Source organism: Vreelandella halophila, from assembly GCF_009856365.1.
GTDB classification, from domain to species: Bacteria; Pseudomonadota; Gammaproteobacteria; order Pseudomonadales; family Oleiphilaceae; genus Halospina; species Halospina utahensis_B.
Window position 1 is genome coordinate 106,090 of the sequence record NZ_WMEX01000005.1, and the last position, 24,808, is coordinate 130,897.

At 62.6% G+C, this 24,808-nt stretch carries 23 protein-coding genes; 12 read left to right on the forward strand and 11 right to left on the reverse strand.

Annotated elements, in window-relative coordinates; all coding sequences use genetic code 11:
• Positions 1–15 precede the first annotated feature (15 nt).
• Genes GLW01_RS10185 through GLW01_RS10195 form a run of 3 tightly spaced genes read right to left on the reverse strand, consistent with a single transcriptional unit; the run spans position 16 to position 3,724 of the window.
• On the reverse strand, positions 16–1,614 hold the full coding sequence (locus tag GLW01_RS10185; RefSeq protein WP_160898980.1) for a GMC family oxidoreductase: 1,599 nt from the start codon (positions 1,612–1,614) through the stop codon (positions 16–18).
• Positions 1,615–1,646: 32 nt separating this feature from the next.
• The gene (locus tag GLW01_RS10190; protein ID WP_160898981.1) at positions 1,647–2,264 is read right to left on the reverse strand and encodes a hypothetical protein; all 618 of its coding nucleotides are present in this window, start codon (positions 2,262–2,264) and stop codon (positions 1,647–1,649) included.
• A gap of 14 nt (positions 2,265–2,278) precedes the next feature.
• The gene (locus GLW01_RS10195; protein ID WP_151439835.1) at positions 2,279–3,724 is read right to left on the reverse strand and encodes a coniferyl aldehyde dehydrogenase; all 1,446 of its coding nucleotides are present in this window, start codon (positions 3,722–3,724) and stop codon (positions 2,279–2,281) included.
• 165 nt (positions 3,725–3,889) lie between these two features.
• On the opposite strand from GLW01_RS10195, the gene GLW01_RS10200 reads away from it, so the two are divergent.
• Complete coding sequence (locus tag GLW01_RS10200) at positions 3,890–4,582, forward strand: TetR/AcrR family transcriptional regulator (protein ID WP_151439836.1); 693 nt, start codon at positions 3,890–3,892, stop codon at positions 4,580–4,582.
• On the opposite strand, the gene yihA is transcribed toward GLW01_RS10200, so the two are convergent.
• Entirely contained in the window at positions 4,574–5,206 is a 633-nt protein-coding gene (gene yihA, locus GLW01_RS10205; protein ID WP_225741683.1) for a ribosome biogenesis GTP-binding protein YihA/YsxC, read from the reverse strand. The two genes, GLW01_RS10200 and yihA, sit on opposite strands and share 9 nt — an antisense overlap.
• A 125-nt stretch (positions 5,207–5,331) precedes the next feature.
• Between yihA and GLW01_RS10210 the strand changes: the two genes are divergently transcribed.
• The 6 genes from GLW01_RS10210 (at position 5,332) to GLW01_RS10235 (ending at position 11,744) form a co-directional block, all read left to right on the forward strand.
• Positions 5,332–5,940, forward strand: a complete 609-nt coding sequence (locus GLW01_RS10210) for a c-type cytochrome (protein WP_151439838.1) — start codon at positions 5,332–5,334, stop codon at positions 5,938–5,940.
• 91 nt (positions 5,941–6,031) lie between these two features.
• Entirely contained in the window at positions 6,032–6,661 is a 630-nt protein-coding gene (locus GLW01_RS10215) for a thiol:disulfide interchange protein DsbA/DsbL (protein ID WP_160898982.1), read from the forward strand.
• Between the two features lie 2 nt (positions 6,662–6,663).
• The gene (locus GLW01_RS10220; protein WP_151439840.1) at positions 6,664–7,512 is read left to right on the forward strand and encodes an endonuclease/exonuclease/phosphatase family protein; all 849 of its coding nucleotides are present in this window, start codon (positions 6,664–6,666) and stop codon (positions 7,510–7,512) included.
• A gap of 95 nt (positions 7,513–7,607) precedes the next feature.
• Entirely contained in the window at positions 7,608–8,273 is a 666-nt protein-coding gene (locus GLW01_RS10225; RefSeq protein WP_160898983.1) for a GTP-binding protein, read from the forward strand.
• The gene (locus tag GLW01_RS10230; protein ID WP_160898984.1) at positions 8,260–9,483 is read left to right on the forward strand and encodes a sensor histidine kinase; all 1,224 of its coding nucleotides are present in this window, start codon (positions 8,260–8,262) and stop codon (positions 9,481–9,483) included. The genes GLW01_RS10225 and GLW01_RS10230 overlap by 14 nt, the downstream gene beginning before the upstream one ends.
• 14 nt (positions 9,484–9,497) lie before the next feature.
• Positions 9,498–11,744, forward strand: coding sequence for an ATPase, T2SS/T4P/T4SS family (locus tag GLW01_RS10235; RefSeq protein WP_151439843.1), 2,247 nt, complete (start codon positions 9,498–9,500; stop codon positions 11,742–11,744).
• A gap of 6 nt (positions 11,745–11,750) precedes the next feature.
• On the opposite strand, the gene GLW01_RS10240 is transcribed toward GLW01_RS10235, so the two are convergent.
• From GLW01_RS10240 to GLW01_RS10250, 3 genes are read right to left on the reverse strand one after another with little or no spacing between them, the layout of a single operon-like run.
• Positions 11,751–12,293: a response regulator gene (locus tag GLW01_RS10240; RefSeq protein WP_160898985.1), complete on the reverse strand. Its 543-nt coding sequence runs from the start codon at positions 12,291–12,293 to the stop codon at positions 11,751–11,753.
• Positions 12,294–12,297: 4 nt separating this feature from the next.
• Positions 12,298–13,626, reverse strand: coding sequence for an HD domain-containing phosphohydrolase (locus GLW01_RS10245; protein WP_151439845.1), 1,329 nt, complete (start codon positions 13,624–13,626; stop codon positions 12,298–12,300).
• Positions 13,623–14,945 (reverse strand): sensor histidine kinase, encoded by a 1,323-nt coding sequence (locus GLW01_RS10250; protein ID WP_151439846.1) that lies wholly within the window; start codon positions 14,943–14,945, stop codon positions 13,623–13,625. The genes GLW01_RS10245 and GLW01_RS10250 overlap by 4 nt, the downstream gene beginning before the upstream one ends.
• Positions 14,946–15,232: 287 nt before the next feature.
• Between GLW01_RS10250 and GLW01_RS10255 the strand changes: the two genes are divergently transcribed.
• The gene (locus GLW01_RS10255) at positions 15,233–17,638 is read left to right on the forward strand and encodes an EAL domain-containing protein (RefSeq protein ID WP_160898986.1); all 2,406 of its coding nucleotides are present in this window, start codon (positions 15,233–15,235) and stop codon (positions 17,636–17,638) included.
• A 41-nt stretch (positions 17,639–17,679) separates the two neighbouring features.
• On the opposite strand, the gene rpmG is transcribed toward GLW01_RS10255, so the two are convergent.
• From rpmG to radC, 3 genes are all read right to left on the reverse strand, one after another.
• Complete coding sequence (gene rpmG / locus GLW01_RS10260; RefSeq protein WP_077529635.1) at positions 17,680–17,835, reverse strand: 50S ribosomal protein L33; 156 nt, start codon at positions 17,833–17,835, stop codon at positions 17,680–17,682.
• A gap of 10 nt (positions 17,836–17,845) precedes the next feature.
• The gene (gene rpmB / locus GLW01_RS10265) at positions 17,846–18,082 is read right to left on the reverse strand and encodes a 50S ribosomal protein L28 (protein ID WP_077529634.1); all 237 of its coding nucleotides are present in this window, start codon (positions 18,080–18,082) and stop codon (positions 17,846–17,848) included.
• A 163-nt stretch (positions 18,083–18,245) separates the two neighbouring features.
• Positions 18,246–18,920, reverse strand: a complete 675-nt coding sequence (radC, locus tag GLW01_RS10270) for a RadC family protein (protein ID WP_151439848.1) — start codon at positions 18,918–18,920, stop codon at positions 18,246–18,248.
• A 115-nt stretch (positions 18,921–19,035) separates the two neighbouring features.
• On the opposite strand from radC, the gene coaBC reads away from it, so the two are divergent.
• The 4 genes from coaBC (at position 19,036) to argB (ending at position 24,350) form a co-directional block, all read left to right on the forward strand.
• Positions 19,036–20,277, forward strand: coding sequence for a bifunctional phosphopantothenoylcysteine decarboxylase/phosphopantothenate--cysteine ligase CoaBC (coaBC, locus tag GLW01_RS10275; protein ID WP_202405669.1), 1,242 nt, complete (start codon positions 19,036–19,038; stop codon positions 20,275–20,277).
• 19 nt (positions 20,278–20,296) lie between these two features.
• The gene (gene dut / locus GLW01_RS10280) at positions 20,297–20,758 is read left to right on the forward strand and encodes a dUTP diphosphatase (RefSeq protein ID WP_151439849.1); all 462 of its coding nucleotides are present in this window, start codon (positions 20,297–20,299) and stop codon (positions 20,756–20,758) included.
• Positions 20,759–20,826: 68 nt separating this feature from the next.
• Positions 20,827–23,430, forward strand: coding sequence for a phosphomannomutase/phosphoglucomutase (locus tag GLW01_RS15810; protein ID WP_160898987.1), 2,604 nt, complete (start codon positions 20,827–20,829; stop codon positions 23,428–23,430).
• A gap of 23 nt (positions 23,431–23,453) precedes the next feature.
• Positions 23,454–24,350, forward strand: a complete 897-nt coding sequence (argB, locus tag GLW01_RS10290; RefSeq protein ID WP_151439851.1) for an acetylglutamate kinase — start codon at positions 23,454–23,456, stop codon at positions 24,348–24,350.
• Here the strand turns inward: argB and GLW01_RS10295 are convergent.
• Entirely contained in the window at positions 24,337–24,789 is a 453-nt protein-coding gene (locus GLW01_RS10295) for a PilZ domain-containing protein (protein ID WP_151439852.1), read from the reverse strand. The two genes, argB and GLW01_RS10295, sit on opposite strands and share 14 nt — an antisense overlap.
• Between the last annotated feature and the right edge of the window lie 19 nt (positions 24,790–24,808).

The window sequence follows — 24,808 nt, forward strand, 5'->3', positions numbered from 1 at the left end:
CGTTTCTCCAATGCCTTATGCGTTGCTCTGGAGTCGCCCAGCCAGCCTGTGGCTGTTGCGTGCCGCCAGAGCATACACGGTCAGCTGCGGATTCGCACCCAGACTGGTGGGGAAGATCGACGCATCGTGCACGGAGAGATTGCTCAGGTGATGGTGCTCGCCCCAGCTGTTGACCACGCTGCGGGCCGGATCATCGCCCATGGCGCAGCCACCCATCTGGTGGGCCGTGAACAGGCGGGCCCGGAGTTCCGCCAGGGGCAGCTCCCGGATGCCCTGTTCGGCTTCCTTCCAGCTGTGCCAGTAGGGCGCATCCATGTGTACCGGGCGCACCGCTTCGGCGCCGGCGGCGAACTGGATCTCGGCCATGCGCAGCCAGGCATGCCGGAAGGCGGACCACAGCGAGTCACTGATGGGATAATGCAGCTGCGGGCTGTTGTCGTCGCGCAGGGTGACGGTACCGCCCTCGCTGTCGCTGTTGAAGCCGTCACGCAGCAGCGCAATGATGGATTGGGTCTGCGGGAAGTGGCGCGCCTGTTCGACCATGGCCTCGCCGTGGTCCGGCAGCACGGCAGCCGCCATGACCGGGTGCAGCGGCGGCACCTCCAGCTTGTAGCCGGGGCTGCCGGTGACGCCGTTGCGCCAGAGGAATTCGTCCGAGTAGATGGACTGGGGCGCGCCGTAGTAGGGCTCCACGGTCTCCGGCATGCGCGCCACTGTGGCGTTGACCGGGTGCAGGAAGGTGCGGCGGCCGATGCGGTCATAGGGGTCGGGAACCTCTGAGCGCAGCAGAATACCGGGAGAGCCGATGGCACTGCCGGCGACCACGAAGTGCCGGGCCCGGATGCGCATCCGGCGGCCGGTGACGGTGACGCCGTCGCTGCCGAGGGCCGTGCCCCGGAGTTCGCGCACCCGATCCCCCTGGTGATTGAGCCGGTCCACGCGCAGCGAGTGGATCAGCGTGGCGCCATCACCCAGGGCTGAGGGCACGCTGGTCACGAGTGTGCCCTGCTTGGCGTTGGTGGGGCAGCCCATGCCGCAATAGCCCAGGTTCCAGCAGTTGCGCACATTGCGGGGAATCGTCTTCCAGTCCCAGCCCATGCGCTCACAGCCGTCGCGCAGGATGTCGTTGTTGCGGTTGGGATCCACGTTCCAGGTCTGGATGTTCAGGGCCTGTTCCCGGTTGGCGAACCAGGGGGCCAGGGTTTCCGGATCGCAGTCCTGCACGCCGTGGGTGTTCTGCCAGTGGTGGAGGGTCTGTTCCGGTGTCCGGAAGCTGGACGTCCAGTTGACGGTGGTGGACCCTCCCACGCACCGGCCCTGGAGGATGGCGATGCTGGCGTCGGCTGTGGCGCGGGTCATGCCTTCCTGATAGAGCCGGCTGTAGGCCTTGTGTTCGTCCATGGTGAAGTCCGGGTCGTGATACAGGCGGCCCTCTTCCACCATGATCACCTTCAGGCCGGCGCGCGCGAGCACTTCGGCGGTGGTGCCGCCACCTGCTCCGGTTCCGATAATGGCCACATCCGCCTCAAGTGTGCGGTCTTCTTCCAGCAGGGCCGCGTCGACCACGTCCCAGCCGTCATTTATGCCTTTGCCATACAGATTGAAATTGGCCATCGGGGCTCCGTGTCCGTCATGTCGGGGTCAGTTCAGGCGGATGCCTTCTGCATCTGGGGCAGTGCGTCATAGGTGTAGGCGGGCGGTCCGGGGTAGCCCATCTGTTCCCAGTGTGCCGGCTGACCGTACCAGGCTGCATTGCTCACCTGGATCAGCCCCAGGTAGGCCTGGTTGAAGATGTTGAACATGCTGCCGCGCCAGCGCTGGAGAAAGGCCTCGGCCTGCTCCCCGGAGACATTGGGCCAGTAGGAGGAAACGCGGGCCAGGGTCAGCCGGGTGATGGAGGATTCCAGCAGGTCGAACAGCTGGCGGAACTGGCGCTGGTTGGGCGGCCCCATGGCGTGGAAGGCTTCGTCCATGGCGACCAGGGTCTCCGACAGGGCGCTGTTCCTCGCCTCCGCCTCCCGCGGCATGCCGGGGCCCACAATGGCGGGCAGCAATGCCGCCATGACCACCCGATCCTCCTCGGTCATGAAGCGCCAATGCCGGTCTGGGTCGGCGGTGGTGGCCGGGATCATCGGGTCGTGGGTGGGTCGGGCGGAACAGCCGGAGAGTCCGGCCAGAACCAGAGCGCCGCCGGCCGCCACCCCGCCCTGAAAGCCAAGGCGGAGGAACTGGCGGCGATCCGGGTCGGGGGAAGATGAATCCATGGGCCAGGCTCCTGTCAGCGGATGAACAGTTTGTAGATCACCCTGTGCAACAGTGTGCCGTGAGGTGCGTGTATGGCCTTGCCGCTGTTGAGCCGCTGCTTGCTCATGACGCCCCGCGCATTGCTGAAGGTGACGAAGCCCTCGCGGCCGTGGTAGGCGCCCATGCCGGAATGGCCGACGCCCCCGAACGGCAGGTCATCCTGCCCCACATGAACCAGCGTGTCGTTGATGCACATGCCGCCGGAATGGGTCTGTTCCCGCACCCGGCGCTGCTCGCTGCGGTCATAGCCGAAGTAGTACAGGGCCAGCGGGTTCGGGCCGCTGTTCACGTAATCAAGCGCATCCTCGAGCTGGTCATAGGCCACGATCGGCAGCAGCGGCCCAAAGACCTCGTCCTGCAGCACCTGCATGTCCTGCGTGGCACCCAGGACCAGGTGCGGCGGCAGCTTGCGGGTGTCCTCGCCAAAGTACTCGTTCCCCGGGTTGATCTGGATGATATCGGCACCCTTCCCGCGGGCGTCATCCAGCACGCCCGTCAGGCGTTCGTGCTGGCGTTCGTTGATGATGCTGGTGTAGTCCGGGTTGTCCTTGATCGTGGGGTACATGCGGGCCACCGCACTCCGGAAGCTGTCTACGAAGCTGTTCACCCGGTCACGGGGGCACAGGATGTAGTCCGGTGCCACACAGGTCTGGCCGGCATTGATGCACTTGCCGAAGGCGATGCGTTCGGCCGCATCCTTCATGGGCACTTCCCGGGAGATAATCGCGGGCGACTTGCCGCCCAGCTCCAGGGTTACCGGCGTGAGGTTCTCGGCGGCCGCCTTCATCACCATGCGCCCGATGGGGGTGGAGCCGGTGAACAGCAGGTGGTCGAACGGCTGTGAGGAGAAGGCCTGGGCCACGTCCGCCTCACCGTTGATGACAGTGACCAGGTCGGACGGGAAGGTCTCGTGCAGCAGCCGTTCGAGCAGGGCCGAGGTGGCCGGTGTGAACTCGGAGAGCTTGAGCATCACCCGGTTGCCGGCGGCCAGCGCCGCGGTCAGGGGCCCGGCGGCCAGGAACAGCGGGTAGTTCCACGGCACCATGATGCCGACCACGCCCAGGGGTTCGTAGTGCACCTCGTTGCGGGCCGGCTGGAAGAGCACGTGCACCTTGCGCTTCTCGGGCTTCATCCAGCTGCTGAGGTGGCTCAGGCTGTAGTTGATGTTCTGGATCGAGGGCATGATCTCGGCGAGCAGGGTTTCGTCCCGGGAGCGGCCGCCGAAGTCCTCGCTGATGGCGTCGCACAGCGCATCCTGGTTGGCCAGAAGCACGCGCTTGAGACGCTTGAGATGCTCCCGGCGCTCGGTGCCGCTGGGCATGGGCTGGGCCCTGAAGGCCTCCCGCTGGGCGCTGAACGCACGGCTGATCTGTTGGATCTGCTTACGGTTATCCGTCAGCTGAACAACGTTGGCGACCATGGCTGGTTCTCCTGTATTGTCCCGGAGTTCTGCCGCTGATCCTTTAGTGGCGGATCCGTTGCTGGCAGATCTAGAGTATGTACTCTAGGATCAATATTAGAGCATGTGCTCTAGCAGTCAATACACCAGCGCCGATGGAATGCGTCTCCAGGGCCGAGGATTGCCATGAAAACCCGTGACAGGATTCTCAAAGCCAGCCTCCAGCTGTTCAACGAACAGGGTGAACGCAATGTGACCACCAACCACATCGCCGCGCACCTGGGCATTTCGCCGGGCAACCTCTATTACCACTTCCGCAACAAGGCGGACATCATCTATTCGCTGTTCCTGCAGTATCGGGGGCTGGTGGACCGGTATCTCAAGGTGCCGCGCAACCGCACGCTCACGGTGGAAGACAAGATGTTCTATCTGGAATCCGTTTTCGACGGCCTGTGGCACTACCGTTTCTTCCACCGCGATCTGGAGTACCTGCTGACCATGGATGAGCGGCTGCGCCACGACTACCGGGAGTTCACCTTCCACTGTCTGGGAGAGATCCGGGCTGTCCTGAAAGGGCTTCAGGAAGCGGGCATTCTCCGCCCCCACTCCGAGCAGGAGCATGAGGCCATGGCCCTGAATGTGTGGCTGGTGGTGACCAACTGGATGGCGTTCCTGAAGACAGCGAGTGCCGACGGCGGCAGCGACGGCAATACCCAGCGGGAGCTCAAGCAGGGCATCTACCAGGTGCTCACCCTGGAAATGCCGTATCTGACGGAGGCGTATTACGAGCGTGTGACGGCGATCCGGGAGCAGTACCGGCCGGATCTCAGTGTCATGGAGGGGGGCTCCCGGGCGGAGGAGCCCGATCTGTCAGTCTGACGCCGGTTCCACGCCGAGCAGCCAGTCGCTGAGGTGGTTGCGGGCCGGTTCCACGCCCTGCCCCTTGAGGGCTGAGAATGGCTGGATGTGGTGAATGCACTCAATGCCTTCGAGGTCCCGCCGGACGCTCTCAATCTGTCGCCGCGCCGGGTTGCTCTTGAGCTTGTCGGCCTTGGTCAGAAGCAGCATCATTGGCAGCCCGTGATGCTCGCACCACTCGATCAGCATGGCGTCGAACTCCGACAGTGGGTGGCGCAGATCCATGATCAGGGTCATGCTCACCAGCGACTGCCGGTGGGCCAGGTAGTCGCCCAGGTGTTTCTCCCACTGCTTCTGGGTATTGCGCGAGACGCGCGCGAAACCGTAGCCGGGCAGATCCACCAGCCGGGTTCCGGGCGTACTGAGTGAGAAGAAATTGATCAGCTGGGTGCGGCCCGGTGTCTTGCTGGTGCGAGCCAGGCTTCCGATCCGGGTTATGGCATTGATGGCGCTGGATTTGCCCGAATTGGAGCGCCCGGCAAAGGCCACCTCGCGCCCGGTGTCTTCGGGGCACTGGTCGAGCCGTGCGGCGCTGGTCAGAAAACGGGCACTGTTGAAAGCGATACGGGTCGTATGTCCGGTCACGGCGCGGCCTGCGTCCATTGATTTCAGTCGGTGGCGAAACATGTATAATACCACACCAGTTTGCGGGGCCGGCGCCTTTGAAGGAGCCGGCCGAACGGACAATGTGTAATCCGAGTGGTGTCACGATGAGAAAACTGCTGACCGGTCTTGTACTGACAGTGGGCCTGGCCGGACTGGCTCAGGCGGCCGACCCGAGCGCCGGGGGAGAAATCGCCCAGAACCAGTGCGTTTCCTGCCATGGGCAGAATGGCGTTGAGCCGCTGCAGCCGAATTACGCACGGCTGGCCGGACTGGGTGAGGACTACCTGTTCAAACAGCTGAGCGCGATCAAGAGCGGCGATCGCAATGTGCCGGAGATGATGGGCATTGTGAGGGGGCTGGATGAGCAGGACATGCGCAATCTGGCGGCCTACTACAACCAGCAGGAGATGCCCCGTGGCGAGGCGAACCCGGAGAAGGTGGACGCCGGCGAATCCCTCTACCGCGGTGGTGACCTGTCGCGCGATGTGGCGGCCTGCATTGCCTGTCATGGCCCGAAAGGGCTGGGCAATGAGCCTGCCGGTTATCCGCGGCTGAGCGGCCAGTCCGCGGAGTATGTGGTCAAGTCCCTGAAGGACTACCGCTCCGGTGAGCGCGTCTATAATGCGCAGAGCCAGATCATGGGCGACATCGCCAGTAAGCTCAACGATGATGAGATCTCGGCGGTGGCCGAGTACATCGAAGGGCTCTACTGAGAGCTTTCCGCGGAACCGCTACTTGCCGACTCCTGCAAAGTTCGCTTCAATAGGAGGCGCTTTTCACTTTCAGTGACCGCAGGAGAACGGCATGCTTTACCGCAGCCTGATCGCACTTACCGCCTTCCTCGCCATGGTCCCGGCCGCAATGGCTGCGGAATGGGAGGAAGGCACCCATTACAGGACCCTTTCCGAACCTGTTGAGACCCGATCCGGGGACCAGCTCGAACTGGCTGAGGTCTTCTGGTACGGCTGTCCTTCCTGCTACAGCATGCAGCCCGTCATCGAGGAGTGGAAGGAGACCAAGCCCGATGATGTGAACCTGCGTCATGTACCGGCATCGCTGAGGCGTGACTGGGCACCCCACGCGAAAGCGTTCTACGCCGCGCGTCAGCTGGGTGTTGTGGACGGGATCCATTCCGAGCTGTTTGATGCGCTGGCTGGCGAACGGCGTGACCTGAATGATGTCGATGCCATTGCTGCTTTCTTCGAGGAGCAGGGAGTGGCGGAAGCCTCGGAGGTCCGGGATGCCTGGGGCAGTTTTGCGGTTGACACCGCCATGCGCCGTGGCCGCCAGTTCCAGCAGGGGGCCAAGGTGACCGGCACCCCGACCCTGGTCGTTGAGGGTAAGTATGTCATCTCCGTCAGGGCGGCCGGCAGCTACGAGAATATGCTGGCCATTGCCGATCACCTGCTGGAAAAGGAACGCTCCGGCGACTGACTGTGTATCCGAAGCTGCGTGACCAGGTCCGGCGTCTGGCCGCCCCCGGCCGCCCCCGGGGAGCGGCTTCAACCTCCAACAGCGCCCCCTCCCTGGCCGAGACGGGCCGGATACGGCTGCTCACCTTCAATATTCAGGTGGGCATTGCCACTGAAGCCTATCACCACTATTTCACCCGGAGCTGGCAGCATCTGCTGCCCCATTCCCAGCGCCGGGACAACCTGGACCGCATTGCGGAACTGTTGCGGGACTACGATGTGGTGGCTCTTCAGGAATGCGATGGTGGCTCGCTGCGCAGTGGTTTCGTCAACCAGGTCCAGTACCTGGCAAGCCAGGGCGGCTTCCCCTACTGGCGCCAGCAGCTCAACCGCAATCTCGGGCGTATCGCCCAGCACAGCAACGGTATCCTCAGCCGTTACCAGCCCCTGAGGGTGGAGGAGCACCGCCTGCCGGCGCTGATTCCGGGGCGTGGTGCCATGATGGCGTTCTACGGCAACCCGGAGGATCCGCTCGTTCTGGTGCTGATGCACCTGTCCCTGAGCAAGGGGGCGCAGAATCGCCAGCTGGGTTACATCCGGGAACTGATCGCCCCTTACCGGCATGTGGTGCTCATGGGCGATATGAATGCCCATGCTGAGCAGCTTCTGACCCATTCCCCGCTGCGCTCGGCAGAGCTGATTCCGCTTCCGGATTCGGCGATGAGCTTTCCCAGCTGGCGCCCGGAAAAGGCGCTGGATCACATCCTGGTGAGCCCGACACTGGATGTGCACGACACCCGGGTTGTGGACTATCCGGTGTCGGATCACCTGCCGGTCAGTATGGAGATCGAGATTCCTGGGGTTACCGGGTAGACGGGGCCACTCCCGGTGTCGGCCCTGCTGGGCAGGATCACCTTATGGGCTATACTCGGAGAGAACGGCGATTCTTTCCGGCCCCGGGGCTGACCATGGCGGAATTCGATGAGGAGCGTAATCAGCTCCAGATCAAACTGGTCTACTATGGGCCAGCCCTCAGTGGCAAGACCACGAACCTTGCCGCTCTCCATGATCTGCTTCAGCCGGATCTCAAGGGCGATATGATGGTGCTTGAGACCCAGAACGACCGCACCCTTTTCTTTGATCTGTTCCCTCTCGGCTTTCAGCTGCCTTCCGGACTGACCGTGACCCTCAAACTGTATACCGTGCCCGGCCAGGTCCAGCATGACAGCACACGCAAGGCGGTCCTTTCTCGTGCGGACGGTGTGGCTTTCGTAGCCGATTCCCAGCGTAACCAGGAACAGAACAACCTGGAATCCTTCCGGAACCTGAGCGAGAACGCCAGCCGTGTTGGGCTGGATTTCGGGGCGCTGCCGCTGGCCGTCCAGTTCAACAAGCGGGATCTCGGGGACGTGGTATCGAAGCCGGATCTGGTTGCCCGGTGGCAGAGCAGCCCCTGGTGGCCGATCAAGCTGGCGACTGCCCTGGAGAACAAGGGGGTTCTGGAGACGTTCCAACTGCTTCTGGAGCGGACCTGGGGTGCGCTTGACCGTGACTACGCACTGGGGGAACAGCATGGCCTGGATCGCGTGACATTTGTACAGAACGTGTTGGGGCAGAGTGATGCCGTCTGTTGAGCCCGGGATTGGGGACTTCGGTGAGCTGGAAGCGAGGCTGGAGCAGCTCGGCTGGAATGATCTGATGAGCGAGCGCGAAACGGCGCTGCTGGAGAAGTCGCTGACGCAGGTTGCCGGGGCGCCGGTTGCCATCGTCATGGCCGCCGGAGAACAGCCGGCTGCTCCCATTCGCCATCAGCTTCAGGCCGTGGCCTGGGTCAGTGCGGATCTTGAAACCGGCCTGCTCCAGGGGCTTGCCCGTACGGCGGAACGGGTGCTGTACCAGGCCTCCCGCTATTACCTGGCGGCCAATCTGCATCTGGATGTGGTCCAGCGCAATTACCAGGAGCTCCAGCAGCAGCACGCCCAGCTACAGGCATCGGAGGCCCGGTACCGGGAGCTTTCAGAGCAGCTGGAGGAGCGCGTTCAGGCTCAGGTGGCACAGATCGAGGATCGTCAACGGCGTCTGTACGCGTCGGAAAAACTCAATGCGGTGGGGCGCCTGGGGGCCGGGGTTGCCCATGAGATCAATAACCCCATTGGCTTCATACGCTCCAACCTGAACTCGGCGCGGGATTACCTGGGGACTTTCTCCGAACTGTCGAAGCGGCTGCGCACCCTGCCGGGGGGCGAAGAGCTGGCCCGCGAGCTGGACCTGGATTTCGTGGTCCCTGATTTCCAGGACCTGATTGATGAATCCATTGATGGTTCCGCCCGTGTTGCGGCGATTGTGAGTGCACTGCGTCGCTTTGCCGGCACGGATGAAAGTGGTGTCTCCTCCGTCTGTATCAATGAGTTATTGCAGGGCGTCTGGGCGGTGGCGGAAGGAAGCCTTGGGGATATGACGGTCAACTGGGCGCTGGATGAATCCATTCCAACGGTTGAAGTGGATCGGGCAGGGATCAGTCAGGCCTTCTACAATCTTATGGAGAATGCCTCACTGGCGGCGGAACGCCCGGTAGGGCTGGCTGTTGCAACCGAGGGCCATGAGCAGGGTGTGCGCGTGCGGATCCGGGATGATGGTGACGGGATGGCTCCAGAGGTGTTGGCCAGGGCCTTTGATCCCTTCTATACGACAAGGTCTGTAGGGGCTGGCACTGGTCTTGGGCTGAGTGTGTGCCGTGACACCATCCGGGCCCACGGCGGAGGCATTGAGATCAGCAGTGAGCCTGGTTCCGGAACCGACGTGTCAGTATGGCTTCCCGGGAACCCATCTGCTGGTGACAGCTGAACCAGGCGTGTTGCATGTCCGAATTTGACCAGTACTTTCTGTCCAGCAGCAAACAGTCCGGAGAGTCTGAGCCAGACTCTCCGCAAACAGGCCAGTATCGTCTGTTGTTTGTGGACGATGAACCCAATGTGCTGAGTTCCCTGCGTCGGACCTTTCACCGTGAGAACTATGGGATCCAGTGTGCGGCCAGTGCTGAGGAGGCTCTGGCCCTGGTGCGTTCCGAACGTTTCCATCTGATGATTACCGATTTCAAGATGCCCGGTATGAATGGTGCGGACCTGCTGCGGGAAGTCAGGGAGATCTCGCCGGACACCATGCGCATCATGCTGACCGGGCATGCGGATACCCAGGCGGTGATGACCGCCATCAATGAAGGGGCGGTCTATCGCTTCATCCTCAAGCCCTGGAACGATGACGACCTGCGCGTGACGGTGGCCCTGGCGCTGGAGCAATACGAGCTGCGGGAGAAGAACCGCAGCCTGGAAAAGACAACCAGTCGCCAGGAAAAGGACCTGGATGTCTTCCGCAAGATGAATCAGCAGCAGCGCAGCCAGCTGGCGCTGATGCTGCACAAGCATGGACTCATCAACCGCCAGCAGGTCCAGGAGGTCTACAAGATCCAGCAGGCGCGCAAGGTGGCGACCATCCGGCTGCTGCTTGAGAAGGAATGGGTCTCCCGGGAAAAGCTCTACAGCCTCCTGCGCGACGAGCTGCTCTTTGATGAGGTCGCGCTGGCGGAATTCGCCGTTGATCCGGAAGCCCTGGACCTGATCCCCGCGGATGTCTGCCAGGGCCAGCTTCTGCTGCCCCTGCGGGTCAGGGGGCGCCGTCTGGTGCTTGCCATGGCGGATCCGCTCAACCAGCCGCTCATCGAGGAACTTTCCTTCGCCATTGGGCTGAAGATTGAGCCGGTGCTGGTGCGGGTGGATGAGCTGGAGGAGCGGCTGGGTCAGTTGTTCGGCGATCCCAGGGAAGGCATGGAGGAGCTCGAGTCCGTCTTCGATGCCAATGATCCTGGTGACACCATCGAGCTGGTCATCGAGGACGATGACTCCGATGTGGACCTGGAAGGGTTGCTGTCGGATACCCAGCAGCCCTCGGCGGTGCGTGTGGTCAATGCCGTCATCATGGAGGGACTGCGGCTGGGGGCAAGCGATATCCACATCCAGCCACGTACCAATGTGGTGGTGGTCCGCTACCGGATTGACGGGGTTCTGCAGGACAAGATCCGTATTCCGAGCACCATGCAGATGAGCATTGTCTCGCGGATCAAGGTGATGTCGGAGCTGGACATCACCGAAAGGCGCAGGCCCCAGGATGGCCGCCTGACCGTGAAGACACCCATGAAGATTGTGGACCTGCGGCTGTCGACCCTGCCGACGCTCAATGGTGAGAAGGTGGTCATGCGGGTGCTGGATCGCAATTCCAGCATCAAGAACATCGATCAGCTGGCGCTTTCGGATCTCAACCGGCAACGGCTGCTCAACGTCATAACCCGGCCCCAGGGCATCATCCTGGCCACCGGACCCACCGGCAGCGGTAAGACCACAACCCTCTATGCCATGCTCCAGCATCAGGCCACGCCGGAGAAGAACTACGTCACCATTGAGGATCCGGTGGAGTTCTACATGGACATGGCGGGCCAGGTGCCGGTCCGGGAAAAGGTAGGGCTGGATTTCGCCTCGGTGCTCAGGGCCATCCTGCGCCAGGACCCGGATGTCATACTGCTGGGTGAGATCCGCGACCGGGAAACTGCGGAGGTGGCGTTCCATGCCGCGATGACCGGTCATATGGTCTACTCAACGCTGCACACGAATTCGGCCATTGCCTCCGTCGCCCGTCTCCTGGACCTGGGCCTGAAACCCTATGTGGTGGCCTATGGGCTGGAATGCGTGATCTCCCAGCGGCTGGTGCGCCGGCTGTGCCCGCACTGCCGTGAACCCAGCACGCCGGATCCAGAGGTCCAGAAACTGCTGGGGCCAGCCTTCGCGAGCCCCGGTCTCTACGATCATGTTTCCAGGGGCTGTGACCGGTGCCACCATCAGGGATTCAAGGGCCGGGTCGCGCTGCACGAAGTTCTGAGCGTGACCGAGTCCATGCGCCACGTGATCGCCTCAGGCGGAGCGGTGCGCGAGATGGTGGAGCAGGCGGAGAGCGACGGGCTGGTCACGCTGGCCGCGGATGCCCGCTACCGCGTTGAGGCGGGCGAGACGAATCTGGCGGAGATCCTGCGGGTGCTGGGCAGTCAGATCGACATCTGAGGTCGTTTAATCCTCGTCTGACAGCGTGATGAACCCGTCCTGGTCCCGCTCGACCCGCGTTATCCCCGGTGCTTCCGACTCCAGGCGTTCCAGTTCCTTCTTCTGGGTTTCCAGTTCGCGCTGCTGGCGCCGAACCTTTTCCGCCAGCCGCTGGTTCTCCAGCGCCATCTCCTTGTAGCGCAGGGCATTGTCGAGCGTGACCAGCAAGTCCTCGTTGGACCACGGCTTCAGGATGAAGCGATACACTTCCGAGTCGTTCACGGCGTTCACCACACCTTCAAGGTCCGCCTGACCGCTGAGCACGATCCGCAGTGCGTCAGGATGGGACTGCTTGAACTGGTTGAGCAGGGTGACGCCGTCCGTGCCGGGCATGCGGTAGTCGGAGATGATCAGATCCAGCCGATGGTGTCTGAGTTCAGCGTGGGCGCTGCGGGCGTCCTTGCAGGTAAGGGTGATCCAGTTCCGGTGACGGAAAAGGCGCACCAGAGCGCTCAGAATCTCCGGCTCGTCGTCGATCAGTGCAATGACGGGCTTCTGTTCCTCCGACATGGGCTCACTCCTCGTTGGTGTGGACGTCCCTGGCCGGTACCGTCACGGACACCTTGAGGTGTCGGCGGTCCTCCCAGCTCATCCGGGTAAGGCGTTTGATGGCGCTGTCGTTGAGCACCGTTCCCTTGACCATCAGCAGGATCCCGTTGGCGCTGACGATGTCGCGTGTCAGCTCCATACCCGGGCGCAGCTCCGAGATGGGCAGCATCCTTCCGGTTTCATCGTCCTGGGGCTCCAGCGTGAACTGATTGACGATGGGCTCAAGCGCAGCCAACACTTCCGGGTCATAGAACCGGCCGGAGCGCTCCTTCATGCTCTCAAAGGCCTCCGCTGGAGAGACAGGTGGGTCCCGGAGCAGAGGCGTCTGCTGGCCCACGAAGTCCCTTGCCACCCGGATGATGCGCGCTCCCTGGGGAATGGCCTCTCCGGCCAGCTCGTCGGGGTAGCCCGTGCCGTCCATATTCTCCATATGGGCGCGGATCAGCTCGGCGCAGGGGCGCAGGGCCTTGATCGGCATCAGTGCCATTTCACCCAGTGTGGGGTATTGGCGGTACTCGGCCAGGTCCCGGTAGGTCAGCTGGGTTTCCGAGCGTCCCAGGACATCATCGTTCAGGCTCAGCTTGCCCACCTCGTGCAGCAGGGCTGCGTAGTAGACGTAGCGGAGCCGGGCCGTGTCCAGTTCCAGCCGCTGGGCAATGCGCCGGGCAAGGTCCGCAACCTCCCGGGAGCGGCCTTTCACGAGATGGGGGCGGCTGGCAATGACGGATGAGAACACGCGCACAAAGGAGTCGTAACTGTTCTCGAGCTGGCGGAAAGCTTTCTGCAGGTCGGCCGTACGGGATTCCAGTGCGCGTGTGCGGTCATGTACCCGCTGTTCAAGATCCCTGTTCAGGTCCTGGAGTTCCCGGTTCTGTTCCCGGGTCTGGTCGATCAACCGCTTTTTCTGGCGCTCCAGCTTGCGGATGCGCAGGCCCTCTTCGATGGCCTCGATCAGAGCCTCGTCATCCCAGGGCTTGGAGACGTAGCGGTTGATGCCGCCCTGATTGAGCGCATCAATGGTGGCACTCATGTCCGCATACCCGGTCATCAGAAAGCGCACGCTGAATGGCCAGCGCTTTCTGACCTCGCTCAGGAACTGCGCACCGTCCATTTCCGGCATACGCATGTCGGAGATGACCAGGTCGATCGGGTTCTGTTCCAGGATCGCCAGTCCTTCCCTGCCGCTGGTCGCGAACCAGCAGTCGTAGTCGTGGCGGCGCATGAGACGCCGGAGGGCGCTCAGTATGGGTTCCTCATCATCAACGAACAGGATGCGGAAACGGTAATCGCTCATTCCACAGCCTCACTCGATGTCTGCCTGATGGGCAGGACAACGCGGAAGGTCGTGCCTTCACCGGGAGTGCTGGCAACGCTCAGCTCGCCCTGGTGACTCTGTACGATGCCATAGGAAAGCGACAGGCCGAGGCCGGTGCCCTTACCAACGGGCTTGGTTGTGAAGAATGGCTCGAAGAGCCGGTCCAGGTTGTGAGGGTCTATGCCTTTGCCGGTGTCGGCGATCCGTACTTCAACGTGATCCGCATCATGATGCTCCGTGGAAATGGTGATGAGGCCCTGTTCCTCAATCGCCTGGGCCGCATTCACCAGCAGGTTCAGGAAGACCTGGCCCAGCTGGGAGTCCACGCCCGTGATCGTTGGCAGCTCCGCAAAGTCGGTTTCAACCGTGGCCCTGTACTTGATTTCATTCCGGGCCACTGCCAGCGCCTTGTTCAGGCACTGATGGATGTCCAGTGATTCCATTTCGCCGGTATCCGTGCGGGAGAAGTCCCGGAGGGAACGGATGATCTTTTCCACCCGCTCGATGCCGTCCCGGGACTCGTCCAGGAGGGAGGGCAGATCCTCCCGGATGAATTCGAGATCATGGCTGCGACACAGGGACTGGAGTTCCGGAGACTGGAATTTTTCCCCCAGCGCCTCGGCAAACGCATCATTCAGGGCCAGGAGGGATTCGGTGTATTCGCGCAGTGAGGACAGGTTGGAGCGCACATAGCCGATGGGGTTGTTGATCTCATGCGCGACACCGGCCGCCAGCTGCCCGATGCTTGCCATCTTTTCGGACTGCATCAGCTGGTCGCGGGCCTGTTTGAGCTCGCGAATCAACTCATCCTGTTCGTTCTGGCGCTGGCGCAGCGCAGCGTTGCTCGATGCGAGCTCATCGAGGAGGGTGTTTTTGTCCATAGCACTCATGGCCTCCTGTATCAGCCGGTTCGCGTTGAGTTCATCCTCGCGCGTGAAGGGCTCGCTGCCGGCATTGCGGATCAGTACGAGTGTCAGAGTAAGCTGTTCGCCCTGGCGGTAGGGGGCAGCCATAAGGGGGAGGGATTCTTCTCCCGCAGGGCAGTGACAACTCCAGGGGGCATCCGGAGTCAGGAGGCCGTAGCCCTGTTCCTCCCATTCGAGTATCTTCTCCAGCGTCAGGTCCCGGCTGATCCAGGAAACGCAGTGGCTGGGGTCCAGCGCGATACCTCCGGCGTGACCTTCACACAGCAGGCTCGCCCGGGTCAGAAGCTCACGGTGGAATTCGGGCTGTTCCCGGTGGACATGCCTGAGCCATTCATGGATCTCGGACCAGAGATAGTGCTGGTACTTACTCATGGGGCTGTATCCGGCCGCTGATCATGTGTTCTTACAGGCAGTCTATATGCTTTTGTGCATTCTGCCCGGCGTGGGTGTAAATGGTCTGTTTCTGCGCGTGATGTTTTGCAGTCACAGGCATGAACGGCTGTGCGTGGCTACACTGGTGGTAATGGAAATGGAGACAGCGCCCGCACGCCATGAAACACGCCGCTTCGTTCCCCCGTCTGCTGCTCTGGGGCCTTGAAGGCCCTGAAGCCGATCGCCTTGCCAGAGCCTGTGCGCGAGCCGGTTTTCCCGGTGCAGAGATGACGTCAGCGCTGAGCGGGGAGTCGCTGATAGGGCTTCTCGATGATGGGGGGGTTGATCTTGTGGTCCTGGGGGGGAATGGGGATGACCCGGCAGAATCTCCCCGTATCCTGACGGACGAGCTGGTTGCGGAAAACCAGGCAACCGCCTTCCTGATTCTGGGCGCCAGTGCGCTGCCGGAAAGTCTGGAGGAGCGCTTTAATCTGAGGTGCCTTCCGGAGCCCGGCGGGGATGATGGGCTCCTGCGCCGGGTGCTGGGGCAGCTGCTCAATGAGATCCGGCTGTGGCAGCATTCAACCCTGTTTCAGGCCTGCGTTGAAGCCAGCGCCAACGGCATCGTTATTGTGGATGCTCGCGCCGATGACATGCCCATCGTTCATGTCAACCAGGCCTTTTCCCGGATTACCGGGTATGAGCCGGAGGAAGTCCACGGCTGTAACTGCCGTTTTCTTCAGGGCAGTGATCGCAAGCAGCCCGGGGTGGACCAGGTGAGGATGGCCATTCGGGCCGGCAAACCGGCGCTTGTGCAGATGCGCAACTACCGCAGGGATGGCTCACGCTTCTCAAACGAGCTCCAGGTTTCACCGGTGCGTGAGAATGGCGGTCACATCACCCATTATATCGGGGTCATCAATGATGTGTCCGCGCGCATGGATGCGGAATCGGCACTGGCCTATCGCACCAGTTATGACGGCCTGACCGGGCTTCCCAATTTTGAGCAGTTCAGGAACCGTGTCGGCCAGGCATGCGAGGAGTCGGGGCATCACCGGCACGCCGTGGCACTGACGCTGTTCAATATTGATAACTTCAAGGCGATTAACGCCACTTTCGGAGCCGGGGCTGCTGATCAGCTGCTCAAGGCTGTGGTGGACCGGGTAACGCCACTGCTTGGGCGCAGTGATCTGCTGGCGCGTCTGAGTGCGGATGAATTCGCCATTCTCCAGACCGAGGTTCTGGGTAGCCATGATGTGAGTTCGCTGGTGGATTCCGTGGTGTCGGTGCTGTCCATTCCCTTCCGGCTGGAAGGGCAGGAGCTTTTTGTGACCGCCAGTGCCGGTATCGCGTGGACTGGCGAGAATGTCGCGGGCGCCGATGAACTGATGAGCCATGCGAGTCTGGCATTGAGGAATGCCAAGCAGTGTGGCGGTGGTAGCTACCGGTGGTACAGTATTCTGCTCGCTGAAGAGGTGGAATGGACCCTCAAGCTTCACAATCAGCTGCAGCACGCTTTGAGCGAGCAGCAGTTTGAGCTCTATTATCAGCCGGTTGTGGAGGCGCGAAGCCAGGAGGTCGTCGGCATCGAGGCTTTGCTGCGCTGGCACCACCCGGAGCAGGGCATGCTGTCTCCGGCTGACTTTCTTCAGGCGATCGAAACCAGCGGCCTCATGGTTGAGGTCACGGACTGGGTGCTCAGGCGGGCCTGCACGGATCTCAATCGGCTCATGGAAGAAACCGGCCGGATGCTGTGGGTTTCCGTGAACATCTCACCCAACCATTTTGTGCGTGGCGATGTGGTCTCATCGGTGAAAAGCGTATTGGAAAGCACCGGCCTTGAACCCGCCTGCCTGAACCTGGAGCTGGTTGAATCCACCTTCCTGTCGTTTGACGAACCGGTGCGCAGGGCCCTTGATGAGATCCGTACCCTGGGAATTGGCCTGATGATCGACGACTTCGGTGCCGGCTTCTCGAGCCTGAACTACCTCAAGCAGGTTCCCGCCTCGAGGATCAAAATCGACCGCTCCTTCGTCCGCGATATTGTCTCGGACAGTGCCGATGCCGCGATCACGCGGGGCGTCATCGCGCTAGCCCACAAGCTGAACCTGCAGGTTGTGGGGGAGGGGGTTGAGGATCGCTATCAGCTGGCATTCCTGCTTCGCAATCACTGCGATCTGGTGCAGGGCTTTCTGCCGGGGCCGCCCATGCCATTTGAACAGTTACGAACCCATGAGCTGAGCGCGGAGACCCGGGAGGCGCTAGCCGAGGTGAACGGGCGTGAGCCAGGCGATCAGGCCAGCCGGCGATTGTTGATCCTTGATGATGAGCCCAATATCCTCAGATCGCTCAAGCGGCTCCTCAGGCGGGATGGGTATGAGATCCACACGGTTACGTCGGCGCAGGAGGCGTTGAACCTGCTTGCCCTGTATGAATTCCAGGTGGTTCTGTCGGATCAGCGCATGCCGGAGATGACGGGGACTGATTTCCTGAGTCGCGTCAAGGAGCTCTATCCGGACACCATCCGCATTGTCCTTTCAGGCTATACCGACCTGGATTCCGTGACCGACGCGGTCAATCGAGGGGCGATCTACAAGTTCCTGACCAAACCCTGGGATGATGAACAGTTGCGGAGCCAGATACGACAGGCATTCCTGCATCATGCCGCGGCTCTGGAGGATATGGAGAACTAGAAAGGAGTGCCCCACCGGTAGTGGGGCAGTCGGAAACCCGCTTACTTCAGCTTGGTTTCCTTGTACGGAACGTGCTTACGGACAACCGGATCGTACTTTTTGATCTCGATCTTGTCCGGGGTGTTCCGCTTGTTCTTGGTCGTGGTGTAGAAATGACCTGTGCCGGCACTGGAAGCCAGTTTGATCTTCTCGCGCATGATGTTCTCCTCAGACCTTCTCGCCGCGGGCACGCAGGTCTTGCAGGACCGTTTCGATACCCTTCTTGTCGATGGTGCGCAGACCCTTGGTGGAGACGCGCAGCTTCACGAAGCGCTTCTCGCTTTCCACCCAGAAACGGTGGGTCTGCAGATTGGGCAGGAACCGCCGCTTGCGATGGTTCATGGCGTGTGAAACGTTGTTACCGGTGGCCGTGCGCTTACCGGTCACCTGACAGACTCTGGACATATTCGGCCTCCAACTGAGCGTTGGTCATAATGATTGAAATCGAATCCCGCGCCCGGTGGTGCCCCGCAGCCTTCGTTGCACCCGCTGACGGCTCGCGCCTGACGCTCCCGGAAAAGGCCGGTTTTATACCAGAAAAGGCCGGTTGACGCAAAGATTTTCGTTCTCAGAGGTGGCCCGTTTCCGCCATCGAGGTGACCTCATTATGCCCCACAATCATGTGATCCAGAACCCGCACATCGATCAGGCCCAGCGCGGAACGCAGGCGTTCCGTGAGGTTCACGTCCGCACTGCTGGGCTCGGCCACGCCGGAGGGGTGATTGTGCGCCAGTATCACCGCGGCGGCGTTGGTCTCCAGTGCCCGCCGCACCACCTCCCGGGGGTAGACAGCCGCGCCGTCGATGGTGCCGTTGAACAGCTCCTCGTAGCGGATCACCCGGTGGCGGGTATCCAGGAACAGGCAGGCGAACACCTCATGGTGGCGGGTCACCAGTTTCGACTTCAGGTAGCTCCGGGTGGCGGCCGGTGAGGTGAGGGGCTCGCCGTTTGTGACGGGGGATTCCATGACCCGCTGGGCCATAGCCAGCGCGGCCTGCAGCTGGGCGAACTTGGCGGTGCCCAGGCCCGGCGTCTGGCAGAAGCGCTCCGCCGAGGCGCCGGTGAGCGCGCGCAGGCTGCCGAAATCGCTGATCAGCTCGCGGGCGAGGGTCATGACCGGGCGGCCGGCGCTGCCCGTGCGCAGGAAAATGGCCAGCAGTTCCGCATCCGTGAGGCTGTCCGGGCCCAGGTGCAGCAGCTTTTCCCGCGGGCGTTCGGTAACAGGGAGGTCTTTCAGTGACATGGCGGCTCCTTCGCTGATGGTTCCTGATCCTTCAGGGCACCGCCCTCCAGGCGGTCAGCCTTGAGTCTAGCGTCACCACTTCCCGCTGCCAATACCGCCTCGGGATCTGGTATCTTTGACGACAAAACAGCACCCAGAGGCGACAGTGGGCAAACGGATTCTTCTAGGCGTAACCGGTGGCATCGCCGCCTACAAGAGCGCAGAGCTGGTACGTGAGCTGCGCCGCCAGGGGCATGAGGTGCAGGTGGTGATGACCGGCGGCGCGCGAGCCTTCGTGCAGCCGCTCACCTTCCAGGCCCTGAGCGGCAACCCGGTGCGCGAGAACCTGCTGGATCCGGATGCGGAAGCCGGCATGGGCCACATCGAGCTGGCGAAGTGGGCGGAGCTGGTGCTGGTGGCGCCCGCCTCGGCGGACATCATGGCGAAACTGGCCTGCGGGTTGGCGGATGATCTGCTCACGACCGTCTGCCTCGCTACTGAGGCCCAGATCGCGCTGGCTCCGGCCATGAACCAGGCGATGTGGCGCAATGCCCGTACCCAGCGCAACCGGAGCCTGCTTGCGGCGGATCCCCAGTTCCGGCTCTGGGGCCCGGAAGCCGGGGATCAGGCCTGTGGCGACACCGGACCGGGGCGGATGCTGGAGCCGGCGGTGCTGGTGCAGGAGGTGGCTGCCCTGCAGGAGCAGCCGCTGGCGGGGCTGAGGGTTGTGATTACCGCCGGCCCCACGCGCGAGGCGCTGGATCCGGTCCGCTATATCTCCAACCACAGTTCCGGCCGCATGGGCTTTGCCCTGGCGGAGGCAGCTGCTCAACAGGGGGCGGACGTGACCCTGGTTGCCGGCCCGGTTGAGCAGTCCACGCCGATGGGCGTCACGCGTCTCGATGTGACCTCCGCACAGGAAATGAAGACGGCGGTGGATCAGACGGTTGCGGCCGGCACGGACTGGTTCATCGCCACGGCCGCTGTGGCGGATTACCGGCCTGTGGCGGTGGCCGACCAGAAGATGAAGAAAGAGGCTGGTACCGATTCTCCTGTGATCGAACTGGCAGAGAATCCGGATATCCTGGCCGGCGTGGCGGCGCTCACCGAACAGCGGCCGCTGACCATCGGCTTTGCCGCCGAGACCCGCAACGTGGCCGAGTACGCCCGCGACAAGCTCACCCGCAAGGGGCTGGACCTGATCGTGGCCAATGACGTCGCCACGCCCGGGCTCGGCTTCAACAGTGACAGCAATGCGGTTGAGGTGTTCTGGGCGGATGGCAGCGAGCGGTTCGAGGCACGCCCGAAACGCGAACTGGCCCGGGACCTGATCCGCCTTTTCCAGTCACACCAGAGCAACCGCTTACCCCAATCCTAACGAGGAGCACCTGCCTGCCATGGCGAACCAATCCATAGAAGTCCGGATCCTTGATGAGCGCCTGGGCGACAGCATCCCCATGCCCGACTATGCCACGGAGGGATCCGCCGGCCTGGATCTGCGGGCCTGCCTTCAGACACCGCTGACGCTGGAGCCGGGTCAGACCGAGCTGCTGCCCACTGGCATGGCCGTGCATATTGCCGACCCGGGCCTGGCGGGCATGATCCTGCCGCGCTCGGGCCTGGGGCACAAGCACGGCATTGTGCTGGGGAATCTGGTCGGTCTGATCGACTCGGACTATCAGGGTGAGCTCATGGTCTCCTGCTGGAACCGCGGCCATACCACCTTCACCATCGATCCCGGTGACCGTATCGCACAGTTTGTGGTGGTGCCCGTGGTCCAGGCCGATTTCCAGGTGGTTGAGACATTCAGTGCTTCCGAACGTGGCGAGGGTGGTTTCGGTTCCACCGGTGGCCAGTAGTAGGATGCAATCATCGGGCAGGCATCTATACTGGCCTCCAGAGCCCTCCCAGACCCAAGGATGACACCATGAAATTCCGACTCAGAAAGGCCGCTTCAGGGCCGGAATCCGAATCAGCCGATGCCCGTTCATTTTCCCTCTCCCGGGTACCAGTGTTGCAGTCGCTGGTGGCCATGGCCGGGCTGGCCCTTGCAGGGGTTCTGATCAGCTTCTTCCTGGTCGCGCCGGCTGAGCAGAAAGTCCAGCAGAGCAATACCCGGGAGCAGGCGGATGTGCTCAAGGCGCGCTTTGATCAGCATCTGACTTACCTTCACGACGTGGTTGCCTCCTTTGCGGCCCAGGAATCCATCCGGACTGCCACCAGTGGCAGTGATGACCGGGAGGACGCCGCACGGATCCTCCAGGACACCCTGCCCGCTGCGGAAGCCGTTTTCCTGTTTGAACCCGGCGATGTCAGCCAGCCCGAGGACCGCAGCTGGGAGCTGGGCTTCGCCAGTATCGATCTGGCACGCCAGGCCGAGCGTGAAGGCGATACGCGGATGGATGCCTTCCAGCGGGACGACCGCTGGTTTGTGCAGATCGCGGCGCCGGTTGGCGGCACCGGTGGTGGCAGCCTGCTGGTGATCTTTGATGATTCGGTGATGGATCCGGTGCTCTCGGCGGCCGGGGTTCTGGAGGGCCGTGTGGTACTGAGTCAGCGGGTGGACGGGCGTGATGTGTCGGTCTTTGCCCGCGGCAGCGGCCAGGGCGAAGGCGTGGCCCGGGATCTCTCTGTCAGTGGCTGGTCGGTGCGCTATGTGCCCACTTCCGGGGCACCACAACTGGTCGCGCCTGTGGCGCTCTGGGGCGTTTTGGCTGTCGTGGCGGTGGTCATCCTGGCGGGCATATGGCTGGTGTTCGGTCAGCTCCAGAAGCAGCTCCGGCAGGATGTGTCCGGCCTTAGTCAGTGGGCCCAGAAAGCGTTTGCGGGTGAGCGGGCGAAGCCGCCGGAGCTGCGTATCCCTGCCGCGCGGGCTCTGGCCGAGACCCTGCAGCGGCTGGCACGGGAGCGCCCCTCCGCATCCGCCAGCACGGGCGGTGCCGGCGCCAGGAAGGCCGCACCGGGCGACGCGGCAACGGCGCCCTCAACAGCCCCGGCGGCCGAGACCGCAGGGGAATCCGATAGTGACAGTGAGCCTCTGTTCGGGGATGATGCGCTCGACATTGACATGCTCGACGGTGACGAGGACGTGCTCGGACTCGGAGGCAGTGACAGCAGCGGAGGCAGCATGGGTCTTGAAGAAAGTGCGGCGGTGACAGTGGATGTTCCGGAGTCCATCTTCCGGGCCTATGACATCCGGGGTGTGGTGGGCGACAGCCTGACCCCGGAGATTGTTGAGACCATCGGTCGCGCCATCGGCAGCGAGGCCCTGAGCCGCCAGCAGCAGAGCATCTGCGTGGGCTACGATGGGCGCCACTCCAGCCCGGATCTGGCTGAAGCGCTGACGCGAGGCATTCTGGCAACGGGCGTGGATGTGATCAGTATCGGCCGGGTGCCGACACCGGTTCTGTATTTCGCCACCCACTACCTGGAGACCGGCTCCGGTGTGATGATCACCGGCAGTCATAACCCGCCGGAGTATAATGGCCTCAAGATGATGCTCGGGGGGGATACCCTGGCGGGGGATGCCATCCAGGCCCTGCTGAGCCGGATCCGCAACCATCAGCTGGAGGAGGGTCAGGGGCAGCTCAGTGAGCGCGATGTACGCAAGGCCTACCTTGATACCATCGTTGGCGACATTGCCGTGGCCGCGCCGCTGCGGGTGGTTGTTGATGCCGGCAACGGTGTGGCCGGCGAACTCGGCCCTGAGCTGATCCGCGAGCTCGGCTGCGAGGTGACGCCGCTGTACTGTGACGTGGATGGTGATTTCCCCAACCATCATCCGGATCCGGGAAAACCGGAGAATCTCGAGTCCCTGATCCAGACCGTGAAGAAGGAAGGCGCGGACCTGGGTATTGCCTTCGATGGGGATGGTGACCGTTTGGGTGTGGTCACCAACAGCGGCAAGATCATCTGGCCGGACCGCCTCCTGATGCTGTTCGCGCGGGATGTGGTTTCGCGCAACCCGGGTGCTGACATCATCTATGACGTCAAATGCTCTCGCCGTCTGGCCAGTGTGGTGAACGAGTACGGTGGTCGTCCGGTCATGTGGAAGACTGGCCACTCCTGGATCAAGGGCAAGATGAGGGAGATGGGTGCGCTGCTGGCGGGTGAGATGAGCGGGCATATCTTCTTCCGCGAGCGCTGGTACGGGTTTGATGATGGCCTCTACGCTGCCGCCCGCCTTCTGGAGATCCTTGGGATCGAGGACCGTGAGGCGGACGCCATTTTCGAGGAATTCCCCGAGGATGAAAGCACCCCCGAGATCAACCTGGCGGTTGCCGATGACGACAAGTTCGCACTGATCGAGCGCCTTGCCAGCGGCGGTGATTTCGGCGAGGCGAGTATTACCGACATTGACGGCCTGCGTGTGGACTACCCGGATGGCTGGGGGCTGTGCCGTGCCTCCAACACCACGCCCAACCTGGTGCTGCGTTTCGAAGCGCAGAACGTTGAGGCACTGGAGCGCATCAAGGGTGTGTTCCGGGAGCAGCTTGGCAGGGCGGAGCCGTCACTGAAGATTCCGTTCTGAGCATTCAGGAGACAGAGCATTCCATGACCATGGATCGTGACACAGCCATGCAGGTGGCCTCGGTACTCAGCAAGGGCCTGCCCTACATCCAGCGCTTCACCGGCAGGACCATCGTCATCAAGTACGGTGGCAATGCCATGGAGAACGAAGAGCTCAAGAACAGCTTCGCGCGGGACATCGTCCTGATGAAGCTGGTGGGCATGAATCCCATCATCGTCCACGGCGGTGGTCCCCAGATCGGGGAGCTGCTGGAGCGTCTGGAGATCCATTCCGAGTTCATCAACGGCATGCGCGTGACCGACAGCGAGACCATGGATGTGGTCGAAATGGTGCTGGGGGGCCGGGTGAACAAGGAGATCGTGTCACTGATGAACCAGCACGGTGGGCGTGCGATCGGCCTGACCGGCAAGGACGCCAGCCTGATCCGGGCACGGCAGCTGGAAGTCCGGGACCCCTCCCCGGAGGTCACCCGCTCGGAGATCGTCGACATCGGGCATGTGGGCGAGGTGGTGTCCGTGAACACCGAGGTCATCAACATGCTCACCGCCAGTGACGTGATTCCGGTGATCGCGCCCATTGGCGTGGGTGATGACGGCAAGGCCTACAACATCAACGCCGACTCCGTGGCCGGTCACGTGGCCGAGGCGCTGCAGGCGGAGAAGCTCATTCTCCTGACTAATGTGGCAGGGCTTCAGGACAGAGAGGGCAATGTGCTGACCGGGCTCACCGCCGAACGGGTGGACGAGCTGATCGCGGACGGCACCATCCAGGGCGGTATGCTTCCCAAGATCCAGTGTGCGCTGGATGCCGTCAAAGGCGGGGTGACCTCCGCCCACATCATCGATGGGCGTGTGGCGCACGCCACGCTGCTGGAGATCTTCACGGACGAGGGCGTCGGCACCCTGATCACGCGGACCTGAAGGTTCCCTTCTCCAGTGGGGCGAAGTAGGGGGCGTACTGCTGGATCCATTCCGCGGCGGCTTCGTCCAGGGTCAGGTAACGCGCGTTATGGACCACCTGATCCAGCCGGTACTGCTGGATATGGCAGGCCTGCTCCACCAGCCGCATCCGGTAGGCGTCCGCGCTGTCCTCGAATGCGACACCCACCTCATAGTGATCACCACAGGCTTCGCACCAGGCGACATGGCCATCCATGCTGGCGGCGGGTGTGCAGCAGCTGATGGTAATGCGTATCGGCGTGCCCCCGCGCCATGGCTGCTTTGAGGAGAACGCAACCCCACCGAGGCTGAGGTTGCGCAGCTCCTCAAGGTAGTGCTCGCCTTCACGTGGCTTCACGTCAATCGGCATGTCGATGGGATGCCGGATGAACGTCCGGCCCGGGTGTTGGTGCGCGTTCATGGCGCCTCCTGATCATCGG